Origin of the sequence: Fischerella sp. PCC 9605 (genome assembly GCF_000517105.1) — a bacterium.
Lineage (GTDB): Bacteria > Cyanobacteriota > Cyanobacteriia > Cyanobacteriales > Nostocaceae > PCC9605.
Genome location: NZ_KI912148.1, coordinates 679,907 through 695,915, shown reverse-complemented (window position 1 = coordinate 695,915; position 16,009 = coordinate 679,907). Strand labels below are relative to the sequence as shown.

Sequence of the window (16,009 nt, the reverse complement as noted above, 5' to 3'; positions counted from 1 at the left end):
AAGACAATTTGTATCGATTTTTTTCGATTGATGAAATTGGCTATTGGGGATTGGGGATTGGTGAGAATTATGAATGGTGAATGCTGAAAATTTCAGGCGTTGCTGAATTAAGGTATGAATTTTGTAGAAGCAATTCATGAATTGCTTCTACAGTGAGAAATTGTAAATCTCATGTTAACAATTTCATACTTTCAATCAGCAACGCCAAATTTCATAATTCACGCTTAATGTGAATTAGAGGCTGAAATCTTGTATTTTCGGTGTAGAGACGCGAAATTTCGCGTCTCTACAAAGCCCAGAATCCTTGATATAACATTGGTTTTGATAATTCACATCAGACGTAATTCATAATTCATAATTCATAATTTTTATGAGCCAGCGATCGCCGTATAGCAGCATCAGCATTTACAATTCCGTAGCCGTAAACTGTATCATAGCCAGGATCGCCCAAATCATAAGCAGTTTCTGCGAGAATTTCCCGTATCTGTTTTGCAGTTAGTCCTCTATTCACACTCCATACCAATGACGCAACTCCTGTAATATTGGGTGTGGATGCGGAAGTTCCATTGAAATAGCTAGTGTAGTCGAAATAATTGTAAAACGGCTCGGATTCATTACGAGTAGCATGGGTAGAAGCGTACTCTGATGGTGCTACGAAAGTTAAACCTGTGCCGTAATTGGAACCCCACCACTGTACACCTTCGCTAAGATAATCAACACGTGTCCCTGGTGTTTTAAGATTGCCATAGTAATCTTTAGTTCCCCAACAAGCACCTACGGCGATGACATTCTCGTATTTATTAGCTAAATCGGCGGGACTCGAAATAGCATTTTGGTTATCGTTACCAGTAGCGATCGCGAACAAGACATTGTTCTGATTATTAGCAATTAATTGTTCAAATCGTTGTGAGTAACCACCAGATAAGCTGAGGTTAATGACTAAAGTTTTACTTTGACTATTTGCCCAATCGATTAATGCTTGTGTTGCACCAGCCAAATCATAATCATCTGGGTTAGTACCAACTACATCGATATGCATAACCTGAGAATTCCAGTTGATTCCAGCTATGCCTATATCATTGTTGCTAGTAGCAGCGATCGCTCCTTGAACTAGAGTACCGTGAGAAAAATATGACCATTCATCAAAAGAATTGGAATTAATCACATTTGTTGTTCGGAGGTCGGAGTGAATATTACCGTTAAGATCAAATGCCAATCCTGTATCTTCAATCCCAATTAGGACATTATCTGAACCTGTTGTGAACCGCCAAGCTTTGTGAACATCCATTACATGCAGGTTCCATTGTTGATTAAACAGGGCGTCATTGGGTATTACTGATAAGTCAATGACAGTATCTGATAATTTAATGGTGTCAATACTCTCAAACAAAATTTGCTTGCCATCAACAGTTATGGCATCAAATACACGTGCTTGACTTAGATTAACTATGTCATAGGGATCGTAAAGTACGCCCTGATTTCTAGTAGTTGCATTGGTATTTGCAAAGCTGAATTTTGTAAAGTCGAAATTTGCAAAATTTAATTCTTGGACTTGTGCAGATGAAAAAGCAGAAAGATCGAGTAGATCTCGCCCTCCACTACCAAAGTCAATATTACCTTTGCCTGAGAATACTGTCTGTATAGAGTCAGGTAGATATGTAAATGTGTCTGCCCTCAGCGTTGGTTGATTGATGGCAGAAATAGCAGGTGTGCTATTGGAATTATTTGCTAGTCCCTGTTCTTCACTAGAAGTAGGAATCGCCCCTGTAGAGTCTCCACCAACAGCAGGCATCGTTAATAATAGGCATAAATCATAAAAAGTTTGGCTGCTGTCATACGGGTAAACCTGTATATAGTAAGTCCCAGCAGCCAAAGTGCTAGTGATTAATTCACTTGTAATGCCCACATTTGCAGAAGCCGCTAAGATATCTCCTTGGAAGTTCAGCAAGCGTACATCTGCATCAGCACTCAAATCTTTTAATGTTAATTTCAAGTCGGCAGTGCTGTCAAAGCTCAATTTGTAGTAGTCGTTGATATCTGAATTACCTACCCAATCTCTGTAGGTGATAGCTTCTGAATTAATGGGAATGCTACCGATCGCGTAGGCAGTATCGAGGGTGTTACCGGCATTATCAATCGGCGTTGCACAAACACTTAAGTCATATTTGGTTTTTGCTTTATCCTTGGGGTAAACTCGAATGTAATAAGTCCCAGCTTCCAAGGTTGTGTCGATTAATTCAGCTTTGTTGCCACTACGCTGGGAAGAAGCAATTACTTCTCGCCTATCTGCAATACCATTACCGTTTCCATCCTGAATTAGCTGGACATTGGCATTTGCTTTCAAGCCAGTCAAGGCAAGCTGAAAGCTACTACGACACTCAAGGGTGAATTTGTAATAATCGTTTGGATCTTTTAGAGAGATTTTATCAGTAAAAATTTGGGAATTGGTTGTAATCGTGAAACTTCTAGCCGTATTTAGGGAATTGCCTGCAAGATCCGATGACATTGTTTAGACCTGACATTTAAGTGGTAGATAACATCAAAATCTATAATTTGTTTCTCCGATCGGAAAAAAACCTCTTTGTGTATAATTTTACTAAAATAAAATAAAAAATTTACTTAAAATTCAAACCATGAAAGACTTTTAAGTAATAATACTTACAAAAATTGTATTTTTGATACAAAATTTACTTTCAGAGACTAGAGACTGGTAAGTAGAAGGAGGACAAGGAGGGATGGGGTGAACCGCTTCGCGGAATTCAAAATTCAAAATTCAAAACAAAAATTTTGACTTTTGACTTTTGACTTTTCATCTCCCCCTCTCAAGAACTCTCCTTTGTCTCCCTTGTCTTCTCCCAGTACCCAGTACCTTAATATTGGTTATTCTATTGGTGAGTCTCGCAAAATACTCAAACAACAGCTGCTGATGCTCTCTTTTATTGATTCTTTTAATCCTTGGTTAGTGGGAGTGGGGTTGAATGCTGTTTTGTTAGCTGTAGCTTGGATTGCTCCCAAAAAGCTACTCACCCCAGCCGGTTTATTTCATGCTTGGTTACTAGGCGTTCTGATTTGGGGAACATTAGGTTGGCAGGGATATGTAGTTGTAATGTTTTATTTTTTGGTTGGTTCTTTTGTCACACGCATTGGCATAGCCCAAAAGGAAGCTGAAGGCATTGCTGAAAAGCGTTCTGGGGCAAGAGGGCCGGAAAATGTTTGGGGTTCCGCTTTGACTGGAACGCTGTGTGCTTTGGGAGTAGGAATGATCAGTTGGGGAATTCTTCCTGTTCCCCAGTCCCTAGCCCCTAATCCTCAGTCCCTACTACTGTTAGGCTATGTGGCGAGTTTTAGTACCAAACTATCTGATACTTGTGCGAGTGAAGTCGGAAAAGCATATGGCAAAAGTACTTTCTTGATTACCACCTTACAACCAGTGCCGCGGGGAACTGAAGGGGCGGTAAGCTTGGAAGGAACTTTAGCTGGTGCGATCGCATCGGTTGCGATCGCCTTAGTGGGTTGGGTAGTTGGTTTAATTGAGCTATTGGACGTGCTTTGGTGTGTGCTAGCAGCTTTTATTGCCACAAATTTAGAAAGTGTAATTGGGGCAACATTACAATCAAAATACGCTTGGCTCACAAATGAATTGGTGAATATTTTGAATACATTAATTGGTGCGATCGCGGCAATTTTTTTGGCTTGGTTATGGGCGATTACAATTGCCTAATGCAAGAATGCACAAGGCAAAAGGCAGAAAGCAGAAGGTTGTAACCAGTGAAATCTACTTTTTTGTCTGTTTCCAACTGTCTAGTTATTTCTGCCATGCTGCACTAATTACTTTCTGATATTAGGTAGGTATTTTTACCAGATTGTATGAGCAAAGCGGAGTTGCGACTCCGCCTTTCAAAGCTTAGTATGGCTAGTATGGCAATCATAGCCTTTCCTCAAAATGTCTGCTAAAATACGAAATTTCTCTGATGGATAATTGTATAATTATTTATTTTAGTGTCTCTGCGTATTGACTCTATGGAATCTTTATCGTTTTTGACCGTTGATGAGCAACCAATTTCGATTGGACAAGTAGTCAGATACCTACAAATTTCTGGAAAATTGGGACAGTTTATTGGAGAAGTTCTGCGTCAGTATGTAATAGAAAAAGAACTACAAGTTCGAGAAGACATTGATATCAGCCCAGCTTTAACCGAACAGACAATTATTGATTTTCGGTTAAAAAATCAACTGACTGAACCGAAAAGTTTTCAAGAATGGCTAAAAAATAATGGTACAGATTACGATACATTTCACGCCAATGTCGCCCTGAACTTCAAGCTGGAAAGATTGAAAGCTGTAGTGACAGAACCAAAACTGCAAGAGTATTTTATAGAAAGGAAAATTTTCCTGGATCGGGTGGTCATTTCGCGAATTATTGTAGACAATCGGGAATTAGCTGAGGAACTACAAGCCCAAATCGAAGAAGGAGCTAGTTTTGAACAGTTAGCTAAAGAATATTCGCTGACAGAAGACCGAATTGTCAACGGAATGATGGGGCCGGTCAGCCGAGGAACAATGCCTGATAAACTGAGGGCAGCGGTTGATGTGGCTAGTCCAACAGCAGTGGTAGGACCAATAGAGCTGGAAGAACGTTATGGTTTGTTTCGTGTAGAACAATTTCTGCCAGCTTCATTGGAAGATACTCAACTAAAGCAAGCACTACAGAATGAGTTGTTTGAGAAATGGCTAGCAGAGAAAATTCAAAAGCTAACGGTAAAACTACAGGTGAGCTAAAACTCATAGATGATGAGTCTTCACATACAAGGGTGCTAGCCTCTCTAGCTTGGACACAAGCACCGCTATGCTTGTTAACTCCTGAACAACAAAACCTATTGAAACAACAGTCAGAAACTCAACGCTTCGGTTTAGGAGAAAAAATCTGGCCAAAAGATGGGGTAGGTTATCAGTTCTTGATAGTTACTGGTAAGGTTCGCTTGCGCGAAGAAGGAGTTGGTAAACCGTTGGCAACTCTGATGGCGGGCGATTGGTTTGGTAGTTTGCAAAAGTTTCCCGTCGAATGCAAAGCTGTAGCTGCTAGTAAAGAAGTATTGGTGGTGCGATGGAATACGGCAATCTGGGCAGAACTTTCCACACCACAAATAGAGGAGTTTTGGCGAGGAACTCAAGAAGATCGGGGGATGGGGAGATGGGGAGATGGGGAGATAGAAAGAAATTCTCTCTCCACCACCCCACCACCCCACCACCCCATCACAGAAACTCCCACCCAACCGAATTACCCTTTTGTTTCTAGCTGGAACACCGCCGCTGCTTGTTTAACAATGGTGGCACAGCAATTAGATCACCCCGTCAAATTGGAATGGGTGCAACGCCAACTCAGAGGTCAGCGCCCAAAATATGTTGTGGAAACAGCTGAAAAGTTAGGTTTTGTGCTGCGACGATTGCAAGTGAATTGGGGTGATTTGCAACAGCTGTCATTTCCAGCTTTGTTACAGTGGGGTGGATTGGCAACAAGTGAAGCTAGTTGGGTAGTAGCTTATGCCGTTAGAGGCGATCGCCTAATTATCGCCAATCCCCTCAATGGCGATCGCACTTGTGAAATTGTGCCACAGTCGCTAGTTGAAAACTATTGGAATGGGCAGCTGTGGCAAGTAGAACTGATCCAAAAGCAGGAAAGATTCAACCTCAGTTGGTTTCTACCCGCTGTCTGGAAGTACCGAGGATTGCTGACAGAAGTCCTGATCGCATCTTTGACGTTACAGATTTTGGGGTTGACGACGCCACTAATTACCCAAGTCGTGATTGATAAAGTCATGGTACAAGAGAGTTTGGCGACTCTCGATGTTATGGCGATCGCGCTGTTGTTGGTGGCAGTCTTTGAGGCAACTTTGGGCATCCTGCGGTTATTTATCTTTACCCATACCGCCCGTCGCTTGGATTTGAGTTTATCAGCGCAGCTATTTCGCCACCTGATGCGCTTACCTTTAGCTTATTTTGAGTCGCGGCGGGTAGGAGACACGGTAGCCCGCGTGCAAGAACTCGAACAAATTCGCCAGTTTCTCACAGGTACGGCCTTAACTGTGGTTTTAGACAGCATCTTTGCCGTGGTGTACCTGGTATTGATGTTTTATTACAGTATCCCCCTCACCTTCACGGCGTTGGCTGTACTACCTTTGTTTGCTATCTTGACCCTGGTAGCAACACCAATTCTCCGCAGCTGGCTGAATGAAACCTTTAACCGCAGTGCCGATAGTCAATCGTTTCTCGTAGAGACGGTGACAGGAATTCACTCAGTCAAAGCACATGCAGCAGAAGCAGTAGCACGCGATCGTTGGGAAGGTTTGTTTGCCCGTTTCATCCGCACGGGTTTTAAAGCTTCCACCACCTCCAACATTAGCAGCAATATTGGTGACTTCCTTACCAATTTCTCTAGCCTGCTGATTCTCTGGTTTGGTGCGAAGTTAGTGATTGAAAACAAGCTTACCATCGGTCAGCTTGTCGCCTTTCAAATGCTTTCTGGCAGAGTCACCGGGCCGTTGCTGCGTTTGGTGCAACTATGGCAAAATCTGCAACAGGTTCTGCTTTCCGTAGACAGAATTGGCGATATTCTCAACGTCGCCCCAGAGGCTGAACCAGGCACAGGTTTAGTTTTACCACCACTCAAAGGGCAAGTCACCTTTGAACAAGTCTTCTTCCGCTACCGACAGAATACAGAACCCGTGCTGCGGGGAATTTCCTTCACTGTCCAGCCAGGGCAATTCGTCGGCATTGTCGGACGCAGCGGTTCTGGTAAGAGTACTCTATCTAAACTTTTGCAACGCCTCTATCAAATCGAATCGGGACGTATCCTTATCGATGGTTTTGATATTAAAAGTGCAGACTTAGCCTCATTGCGTCAACAAATTGGCGTAGTTTTGCAAGAGGACTTTTTATTTAACGGTTCGATATTAGAAAATATCACCCTCGGCAATCCTGATATCACCGCCGAACAAGTAGTAGAAGCAGCGAGACTCGCCGTTGCCCACGATTTTATCAGTGAATTGCCCCACGGTTACGAAACCAACGTTGGCGAACGCGGTACAGCTTTATCTGGCGGACAGCGGCAACGCATTGCCCTAGCGCGGTTATTCCTCTCGCCAGCACCGATTTTGATTTTAGATGAAGCTACCAGCGCCTTAGACAGCGAAACCGAACAGCAGGTACTGCAAAACTTGCAAACAGTTTCCCAAGGGCGGACTGTGTTCTTGATTGCCCACCGTTTTGCACCCCTCAAGCGTGCTGATTTAATTTTGGTGTTAGAAAAAGGCGTTCTCGCCGAACGCGGTACTCATACAGAGTTGTTGCAGCAAAAGGGTTTGTATTGGTCATTGTATCAGCGGCAGCAGTTTAATATTTAGACCTCACCCCCTAAACCCCTCTCCGCAAGCAAAGAGGGGGAATTTTACCATTTGAGTTCAAAAACTCTGCGTACCTCTACGGTAGCCTCTGCATTCCTCTGCGTAATACCATTTCACGTTAATCACGCTTCCTGAAATCATGCTTGCTGCCCTAGAAGGGAAATTACCTGAACGACAGCCGATAACTATTCCAACCTTTGGCATTTGGAGTGATAAAGATGATTTCCTTTGGGAATCGCAAATTAAAAACTCTAGCAAATACGTAACAGCTGAGTGGCAGTATGAAAGAGTCGAAGGGTTAGGGCACTGGTTTATGCTCGAACAACCAGAAAAGACGAATCGTCTACTTCTGGATTGGCTGGTCAAGCATTAGTCAAGCTGTTAAATATCTATAGCACGGCGAGATGCGATCGCACTTTCATCATCTGAAAGTGCGATTGTCTTTTTATATTTTTATCGACAGACTAAAACAAAATCAAAATAGAAAGCTGTTAAATATTTTACGTTAGTGCAAGGAGTGATACTTAAATTTTTGAGTAACTATTACTCTAAGTCAAAAACTACCTCAAGACAAGCTCTTGGCATCAACCTGCGTAAAACCAAAAGATGACTATTGGCATCACTACGAGTTTGAAATCTACCATAAATAACACGTTGTGTGGGTGAAAGCCAACGCACTATCATCCACGGAGTTTGGTAAGTTATGTGTTGTTGATTCAACAAGAAAACCTCCTTAATCATTAAATGGAAAAGACACCAGTCAGCGCACAACAGTCAAAAGCAACTGGTGTCAGGTTTTCGTGTGGTAAATTTTGCAGCCATCGTCAGCAAAAATTTATTGTTCCATAGGCATAACCTCCCTACAAACAGCAGCAAGACCAAAACAAAGAGCTTCACCAACAGTAGTAGGAGTGGTAGGGTAGACCATACATACAGTTCGTAATTGCATAAGGAGCAGTTACGATCTGACACTAAGGAAAGACCAGTCAGGCAAATTGCTGTATTCTAATTAATCCAGCCAAACTGACTAGTCTTTCTGTATCCACAAAGTGAATGATACGTCTTGTTATTGGCACTGTCAAGACGTATCGTTCAAGAACCTTTCGTCTACTATGATAGAAGAAAATCCACAAACACAGGGTAAGTCTCCGTTAAGGCTACTAAGAGAACAAGCAGGTTTAACACGCCCTCAAGTTAGACAACTGATTGGTGTTTCCGAACGTAGGCAGGCTGACTGGGAATCAGGTAAAGCTATGCCTAGCGTTGAGAATGTTGTAGCCTTAGCTCGTCTGTATAAAGTTTCGCTTAAGACTATGTGCAAGTCTTTAGGTATTGATGTCAAAGATGTGCCTGATGATACGACTTGAATATTATTCTCAACAAAAAATTGAGACTAATAATTGTAGAGTGTGTGTAGCTTACCTTATAACTTTATAATTATATATCTAAATTCAATTAAGTATAATTACATATTCATAAGCGCAAAAATTGCATCAACTTCGCTTGTCTCTTCATCTACAGTTGTGGCTTGCTCAACTGAATTTATCCACTCGTGCTGCATTTGCCCTTGTTCACCCAGAAAATCATCCCAAATTTGCGATCGCACTAGTTGTAATAAGAGTTGCCATTCTTTCTCTACATCCGCAGCGCGAATGGTACGATCCACAAATTCCTCTACAATTGCAAAAGCAACTTGATTCGGTTCGCTAAGCAACTGTTTCAAGCCTTTTTCACAGTTACGAACGCTTTCGATATGAGCTATTTTCAAATTGATAAACACTTGTTGAGCAGAGGGCAATACAGTCAGCTTAAGTGTTTTCGCTTCTTTAGGGGTTAGTCCATCTAGATGTGGGCGAATGCGATACTGTACCAATCCCCGATAAGAAAGCTCAAACTCAGCTAGTATTTGGAATGCAAGCTTGAGTTTGCTGGGTATACATGGGATGAGTTGCCCTGGTATTTCCACTGCCAGCACACTGATTAATTCAGAACCTCTTGCTTGGGTTAGTTCTCCTAAATCTGCCTTTTCAATCAATATTTCTGCTACTTGAGATTTGACTGTATCTAGCGATCGCTTGAGAGCATCATCTAGTGATAATAGATGCTGGGACAGATGAGCGCGGATTTCATTCAGGTACTTTTCATAAACGATTTCATAGCTTTTCTCAATTTCAAAACGCCTTTCAATTTCTTCAATTGAAGGAATCCCTGTATCACTCCGACAAATTTGCAAAGCTATTTCTATTTGCTTGTTCAACTCAGTATCTATATTGTGCCTTTTTTTTCTAAGCTCCTGAAGCAGCTGCTCAAGATTAGAAGTGAGTTCTTGCCACTGTTCCACAAATTTGTTCTCGAACAGCGCTAACCGATAATCTGAATTTGCTAGTTCTAGTGGCTCATCAGCATTGTTATCTGTAAGGGAACTGCGCTTCTCATTGATGCTGGCTATGTCTGGAGTTGTATTTGTGTTCATCTGAAAGTTCTTTCAACCAGTAGTTTGGGGTTTACTGAGAGCTTGGAGGACTATTAAATCCATTTTTCTAATTAGATATACTTAAAAGTTTTAAAAAAAAAATACATTGTAGCTCATCATTATTGATAGTCTTCCCAAGCTGGGCAGCAACCTAACAAGTTTAAACAAAAAAACTGTGAAATGACAGCTTTATTTAACAGATTTAAGTAAATTTCGATACTTTACCTGCTTTCGTTGTTCGTTTAGCAGTTACACAAGCTATATTGCAGCTATCAAGTCATTAGGAAAAACACCTGTGTTTCCTCTCTACGACGAAAATCCGACGCGAATCACCCCATATGTCACCTATGGGTTGATTGGGATGAATGTTTTAGTTTTTCTTCATGAATTTAGTCTGTCAAGTACACAACTGGAACAGTTTTTCCAACAATATGCTCTTGTAGCGCAACAATTAACTACTAACTTCGCTGGCGAGTGGCCTACATTACTTACGTCGCAATTTTTACATGGGGGTTTGCGGCACTTAATCCCAAACATGTTGTTTCTATGGATTTTTGGCAACAACGTCGAAGATCGCCTAGATCATCTCAAATATCTGATTTTTTATCTGATTTGCGGTGCTTTAGCAGCATTGTGCCAATGGTTTGTTAACATGAATTATGAAATTCCTTATTTAGGATCAAGTGGTGCAATTTTTGGGGTTGTGGCTGCGTACATTATTGCCTTTCCCCAATCTAGTCCCCAATCTAGAATTCTCACCTTTATCGAAGTCGCTGCATTGATATTAATAGGGCTTTCCTTTATCCAATATGTGATATCTGGTATTACTAGCCTGCAAACAGCCGCCAATATGAGTGTTGAGACAGGAGGAGTTGTTTACTGGGCGCATATTGGTGGCTTTGTTTTCGGATTGATTCTTGCTCCCTTGTTTGGGTTACGCAGACGAGATTAGACCGCTAGCGAGTAAGTCAAAAGTCCTTAAACCCGGTTTTTTAAGATAAACCGGGTTGTTGATTGTCCTTAAAAAACAGTTTTTTGGTTAGAAACGTGGTTCAGCAGACCTTCACAAGCATCAACAAGTAATTCAATCACCTGATTAAATCCCTCTGAGCCGCCATAGTAGGGGTCTGGAACTTCTTTGAGAGTATGCCGAGAGCAAAAGTCACACATCAAGCGTACTTTATCGTGATATTGCCTACTTGGATCGAGATAGAGGATATTCTCATAATTTTCTCTATCCATAGCCAAAATCAAATCGAAGTCTTGAAAGTCAGACTTTTGAAACTGGCGGGCGCGACCACACATTTTTATTCCTAGCTTTTGAGCAGCCGCAACACTCATCCGTCGGTCAGGCGGGCTACCGATGTGATAGCTAGATGTTCCTGAAGAATCGCAGATGATGCTCCCGTTCAATTCACTCTGCTCGATCAAATGATTCATGATGTTTTCTGCCGCTGGTGAGCGGCAGATGTTTCCTAGGCAGACAAACAGAAGTTTGTATGGCATAGATATTTTTGTCCTTTGTCCTTTGTCCTTTGTCATTAGGATAAGACAAATGACAAATGACAAGTGACAAATGACAAGTGACTATTTACTGAAATCCCGGAAGTTCTAACCCACTGGTCAATTCTTCCATACGTTCCCGCATTGTCGCTGTGGACTTGTTGTAGGCATCTTTCATTGCCGCAGTTACCAAATCGGAAAGTACTTCTGCTCCTTCATTAAGAGCATTGGCCGAAATTTCCACCCGCTTGGGTTCTTGGTTTCCGCTGACTATGACCTTAACCAGACCACCGCCAGCCTCTCCTTCAATTTCCATTTGCTCTAATTCGTCTTGAAGTCGCTTGGCACCTTCTTGCACTTGCTGAGCTTTTTTAAAGGCTTCAGCCAGTTCTTTCATTTTTCCTAAGCCAAAGCCAAATCCCTGTCCTTTTCCTGTCATAACAAATTATTCACCTGTGCTTTGATTAACAAGTCAAATTCAACAAATTCAATTATAGATGTGGTGGGTCATTTGCCTATTTCTGCTCTTAAGCCATAAACCCCAAGAATTTAATCAATATTACCAAAGGTAGCCAAATTAAAGATGAATTATTAATCATGAAGTAATCAAGTTAGATTTTACTTTCTTCCTTCTGTCTTGAAAATAGGGGAAAGGGAAAAGGGGATGGGGGAAGGGATTTTCATTCCCTCGTTGTGGGCGAAAAGCCCGTGGGCGTCTAACTTGAAAGTAACCTTACTCGTCAAGAGAGGACACCCCTCTCCTTGCTTAGGAGAGGGGTAGGGGGTGAGGTTTTTTCATGCATGATGGTGAATTTTTTTTATCGCGACTGCCTTATTCCAGTCCAAGTGCTACAACTGTTGGAACGACAGCGACGGCGCTTAAAGTGTAGACGCGATCGCCGCACCCGTGCCTCCCCAAGAGTGCACTGGCTCTTCTTCCTTCACAGATGCTTCCTTTACTGTGGGAAGATTATTGATGGGTTACACCCAGTCAATAATTTGATGCTGCGTTTGAACCATCCTATGTTCAACTTATTAAAATCTCAGTTGAAGAATACCCTCATTACATTGCTGTTGGCAACCCTATTTTTAGGAATAAGTACAGCTGGGTGGACTCCCTCCAGTAGCGCTGGACTACCAGCTGGGAATGCAATCACCGACGGCAAAGCTTTACTGCGCTATGCACTGCCAATAGATAATAAACCTGTGCGGGAACTACAAGCAAGCTTGGAAGATATATCCAACCAATTGCGGGCAAATAGACGTTGGGGTGCAGTTTCCAAAGACCTAGGCAAAGCATCTCGAATACTCAACAACCCGTCGCAAATTTTAGCCAGTGTACCAGATGAAAACAAACCCCGAGCCGAAACTTTGATTTCTGAATTGAAATCTGGCGTAAATGAATTAGAAGAAGTCGCTAAAACCAAAGATAAAGAAAAATTTTTGACAACACGAGCTAATCTGCTGAATATCGTTGGGGAACTTGAAGAGTTAATGGTGCAGGGATTTCCCTTTGAAGTCCCAGAAGAATACAGCAATTTGCCACAACTGAAAGGCCGGGCCACTGTGGAAATGAAAACCAACAAAGGTACAATTACCCTTGTGGTCGATGGCTATAACGCCCCTGTCACTGCTGGAAACTTTGTTGATTTAGTACAACGGGGTTTTTATAACGGTTTGGAATTCACTCGTGCTGAAGAATCCTACGTTGTGCAAACCGGCGACCCACCAGGCAAGGAAGTAGGTTTTATCGATCCCAAAACTGGCAAATACCGTGCGATTCCTTTAGAATTCCTGGTTGAAGGTGACAAAGAACCTACCTACGGTATTACCTTAGAACAAGCTGGTCGTTATACAGATTTACCAGTTCTGCCATTTTCTGCTTATGGTGCAGTGGCTATGGCTCGTCCAGAAAATGAAGTGAATGGCGGTTCTTCACAATTCTTCTTCTTTCTCTATGAACCGGAACTTACCCCAGCCGGACGCAACCTCTTGGATGGCCGTTACTCCGTTTTTGGCTACGTTACAGAGGGTAAGGAAGTTTTAAGAGAACTGAAGCCGGGTGACAAAATTGAATCGGCAAAAGTCGTCAAAGGTGCAGAAAAGTTAGTAGAGCCAGAGCAAGCATAAATAGTTGTAATGGATAGTGGTTAGTAGTTAGTGGTTAGTGGGTATAACCAACTACTAACTACTAAAGTTGTAATCGATAGTGGTTAGTAGGTATAACCAACTACTAACTACTATCTACTAACTACTAACTCCTAACTCCTAAAGATTACCTGCGGCAAACACCTGCTCAGTTGCGATCGCTAAAACGATACATTTATCGTAACTTGGAAAGTAAAGCCCGATCGTTTGGCAATGGCGAAAAACTATTGTGAACAATGAATTATCTTCCCCACTAGTTCAAGAAATAGGCGAACAAGGACTATTAAAAATCTTGCAGCGCTTCTGTCCGGCAGACATTATCGGGGATGATGCGGCTGTAATTGCTACTGAACCAGGTAAAACTTTAGTGGTAACTACTGATGTTTTAGTTGAGAATATTCATTTCAGTGAAAACACTACGTCACCAGAAGATGTCGGTTGGCAAGCTGCTGCTGCTAATTTATCAGACTTGGCAGCGATGGGCGCTTACCCTTTAGGAATTACCGTTGGACTGGGACTTCCTGGCAATGTGTGTGTCGGTTGGGTGGAAAGCTTGTATCGGGGAATAACTGAATGCTTGCAATCTTACAATACACCGATTGTAGGCGGTGATGTGGTGCGATCGCCTGTCGTTACTGTTGGCATCACCGCCTTCGGTCAAGCTGACCCTCATCGGATTATCCGCCGTAACCAAGCTAAAATTGGGGATGCGATCGTTATCACTGGCGTGCACGGTGCGTCCCGTGCTGGCTTAGAATTGCTTCTGCATCCTGAAAAGGCAGAAAACCTCATTGAAGAGGAAAGAACGGCTTTAATTCGCGCTCACCAGCGTCCGAAACCACGACTTGATGTCTTACCTATCCTCTGGCAAATTTTAGACTCCTACTCTCCCACTCTTCCCCTCTCCCACTCCTCCCCTCTCCCACTCCCCCCCTCTCCCACTCCTCCCCTCCTCCCCATCGCTGGCATGGACAGCAGTGACGGCTTAGCTGACGCCGTAGTGCAAATTTGCCGCACCAGTAATGTTGGTGCTGTGGTTGAACGCACGCAGATAGCTTTTCCAAAAGCTTTTGACAAGTGGCTGACTAAAGAGCAAGCATTGGAATATGCCCTCTACGGTGGCGAAGATTTTGAATTAGTGCTGTGCTTGCCAAAAGAACCTGCTGATGAATTAGTGCAACAGCTTGGTCAGGGTGCAGCTATTGTAGGCGAGATTACAGAAGGGTCAACCGTAATTTTACGTGACCCAGATCAAGAATTCCCCGACCAAGTTTTGACTCTTAGCCAGGGATTTCAACATTTTGGTTGATGGTTGGTAGTTGGTAGTTGGTGGTTGCTAGTTAATTTTTCCAAACAACCAACAAACAACAAACAACAAACCTATTTTGTCCACTTCTCGGCTACTAGTTCTGCCAAGTCGAGAACACGTTGGCTGTAGCCCCATTCGTTGTCGTACCATGCCATAACTTTGACCATGTCACTGCCCATGACCAGCGTCAAGCTAGCATCAATAATGGAAGAGGCATCAGTACCCTGATAGTCGGATGATACCAGTTGTAGTTCGCTGTAGTCTAAAATACCCTTCAGTTCACCTTCAGATGCTTGTTTGAGGGCTGCGTTAACTTCCTCTGCAATGGTTGGCTTTTCGACTTGCACAACAAAATCCACCATTGAAACGTTGGGGGTAGGTACGCGCAATGCAACACCATTGAGCTTGCCTTTTAAGTCTGGCAATACCAGCGCCACAGCCTTTGCTGCACCGGTGGAAGTAGGCACAATGTTAATTGCCGCAGCACGCGCACGCCGCACATCCCGGTGAGAAGCGTCTAGCAAGCGCTGGTCTCCTGTGTAGCTGTGGGTGGTGGTCATTGTACCTTTGATGATGCCGAATTTCTCGTGCAGCACCTTGGCAATGGGAGCCAAACAGTTGGTGGTACAGCTGGCGTTGCTGATGATATGGTGTTTGTTGTGATCGTAATCGTGGTGGTTTACACCGATTACAAAAGTACCGTCTTCATTTTTACCAGGGGCAGTAATCAGAACCTTCTTGGCTCCTGCATTGACATGCTTCATCGCCCCTTCTTTAGCAGTAAATACCCCTGTCGCTTCGATAACTAGGTCAATTTCCCAATCTTTCCAGGGCAAGTTTTCTGGGTTGCGGTCGGATACGCATTTAACGGTTTTACCGTTAGCGATGATCGAGTTATCATCGGCAGTAATGTCAACACCCTTTAACTTTCCTAGCATCGAGTCGTACTTGAGCAGGTGAGCGTTGGTTTTGGGGTCTGAGGTGTCATTGATAGCAACAAGGTCAATGTTGCTATTCTCTCTACCCAACCAGCAGCGCATAAAGTTACGACCGATGCGTCCGAAACCGTTGATAGCAACTCTAATCACAGCGTCTTGCCCTCTGTTATATATGCCTAATTAAATCTTATGATTGACCCCGATCATATCGCAAAGGGGGGAGTATTTATAACTATAA

Annotated in this window: 14 protein-coding genes; 8 read left to right on the top strand and 6 right to left on the bottom strand. The window is 42.8% G+C overall.

The genetic code is table 11. The features are described 5' to 3' along the window. Positions 1-352: 352 nt before the first annotated feature. Positions 353-2,506 (bottom strand): S8 family serine peptidase, encoded by a 2,154-nt coding sequence (locus FIS9605_RS0105435; protein ID WP_026731677.1) that lies wholly within the window; start codon positions 2,504-2,506, stop codon positions 353-355. Between the two features lie 420 nt (positions 2,507-2,926). Between FIS9605_RS0105435 and FIS9605_RS0105430 the strand changes: the two genes are divergently transcribed. From FIS9605_RS0105430 to FIS9605_RS0105415, 4 genes are all read left to right on the top strand, one after another. After that, positions 2,927-3,721, top strand: a complete 795-nt coding sequence (locus FIS9605_RS0105430; protein ID WP_026731676.1) for a TIGR00297 family protein — start codon at positions 2,927-2,929, stop codon at positions 3,719-3,721. A gap of 299 nt (positions 3,722-4,020) precedes the next feature. Next, positions 4,021-4,779: a peptidylprolyl isomerase gene (locus tag FIS9605_RS0105425; RefSeq protein WP_026731675.1), complete on the top strand. Its 759-nt coding sequence runs from the start codon at positions 4,021-4,023 to the stop codon at positions 4,777-4,779. Continuing rightward, the gene (locus tag FIS9605_RS0105420) at positions 4,728-7,400 is read left to right on the top strand and encodes a peptidase domain-containing ABC transporter (RefSeq protein ID WP_026731674.1); all 2,673 of its coding nucleotides are present in this window, start codon (positions 4,728-4,730) and stop codon (positions 7,398-7,400) included. Before FIS9605_RS0105425 ends, FIS9605_RS0105420 begins: the two co-directional genes overlap by 52 nt. A gap of 139 nt (positions 7,401-7,539) precedes the next feature. After that, the gene (locus FIS9605_RS0105415; protein ID WP_026731673.1) at positions 7,540-7,773 is read left to right on the top strand and encodes an alpha/beta fold hydrolase; all 234 of its coding nucleotides are present in this window, start codon (positions 7,540-7,542) and stop codon (positions 7,771-7,773) included. Between the two features lie 170 nt (positions 7,774-7,943). Here FIS9605_RS0105415 and FIS9605_RS43885 read toward each other — a convergent pair whose 3' ends face one another. Continuing rightward, the gene (locus tag FIS9605_RS43885) at positions 7,944-8,123 is read right to left on the bottom strand and encodes a hypothetical protein (RefSeq protein WP_231510240.1); all 180 of its coding nucleotides are present in this window, start codon (positions 8,121-8,123) and stop codon (positions 7,944-7,946) included. 389 nt (positions 8,124-8,512) lie between these two features. Between FIS9605_RS43885 and FIS9605_RS0105410 the strand changes: the two genes are divergently transcribed. Beyond that, positions 8,513-8,767 (top strand): helix-turn-helix domain-containing protein, encoded by a 255-nt coding sequence (locus FIS9605_RS0105410; protein ID WP_051469932.1) that lies wholly within the window; start codon positions 8,513-8,515, stop codon positions 8,765-8,767. Between the two features lie 98 nt (positions 8,768-8,865). Here FIS9605_RS0105410 and FIS9605_RS0105405 read toward each other — a convergent pair whose 3' ends face one another. Beyond that, on the bottom strand, positions 8,866-9,873 hold the full coding sequence (locus FIS9605_RS0105405) for a hypothetical protein (RefSeq protein WP_026731671.1): 1,008 nt from the start codon (positions 9,871-9,873) through the stop codon (positions 8,866-8,868). A 295-nt stretch (positions 9,874-10,168) separates the two neighbouring features. Here FIS9605_RS0105405 and FIS9605_RS0105400 point away from each other — a divergent pair, with 295 nt between their 5' ends. Continuing rightward, positions 10,169-10,825 (top strand): rhomboid family intramembrane serine protease, encoded by a 657-nt coding sequence (locus FIS9605_RS0105400; RefSeq protein WP_026731670.1) that lies wholly within the window; start codon positions 10,169-10,171, stop codon positions 10,823-10,825. A gap of 68 nt (positions 10,826-10,893) precedes the next feature. On the opposite strand, the gene FIS9605_RS0105395 is transcribed toward FIS9605_RS0105400, so the two are convergent. Together FIS9605_RS0105395 and FIS9605_RS0105390 are read right to left on the bottom strand one after the other, a co-directional pair. Beyond that, positions 10,894-11,379, bottom strand: coding sequence for a low molecular weight protein-tyrosine-phosphatase (locus tag FIS9605_RS0105395; protein ID WP_072032363.1), 486 nt, complete (start codon positions 11,377-11,379; stop codon positions 10,894-10,896). Positions 11,380-11,464: 85 nt separating this feature from the next. After that, the gene (locus FIS9605_RS0105390) at positions 11,465-11,815 is read right to left on the bottom strand and encodes a YbaB/EbfC family nucleoid-associated protein (protein WP_026731668.1); all 351 of its coding nucleotides are present in this window, start codon (positions 11,813-11,815) and stop codon (positions 11,465-11,467) included. Positions 11,816-12,378: 563 nt separating this feature from the next. Between FIS9605_RS0105390 and FIS9605_RS0105385 the strand changes: the two genes are divergently transcribed. Then, the gene (locus FIS9605_RS0105385) at positions 12,379-13,506 is read left to right on the top strand and encodes a peptidylprolyl isomerase (protein WP_026731667.1); all 1,128 of its coding nucleotides are present in this window, start codon (positions 12,379-12,381) and stop codon (positions 13,504-13,506) included. A gap of 247 nt (positions 13,507-13,753) precedes the next feature. Continuing rightward, positions 13,754-14,833: a thiamine-phosphate kinase gene (gene thiL / locus FIS9605_RS0105380; RefSeq protein WP_026731666.1), complete on the top strand. Its 1,080-nt coding sequence runs from the start codon at positions 13,754-13,756 to the stop codon at positions 14,831-14,833. Positions 14,834-14,904: 71 nt separating this feature from the next. On the opposite strand, the gene FIS9605_RS0105375 is transcribed toward thiL, so the two are convergent. Continuing rightward, the gene (locus tag FIS9605_RS0105375) at positions 14,905-15,921 is read right to left on the bottom strand and encodes a type I glyceraldehyde-3-phosphate dehydrogenase (protein ID WP_026731665.1); all 1,017 of its coding nucleotides are present in this window, start codon (positions 15,919-15,921) and stop codon (positions 14,905-14,907) included. Positions 15,922-16,009 lie beyond the last annotated feature (88 nt).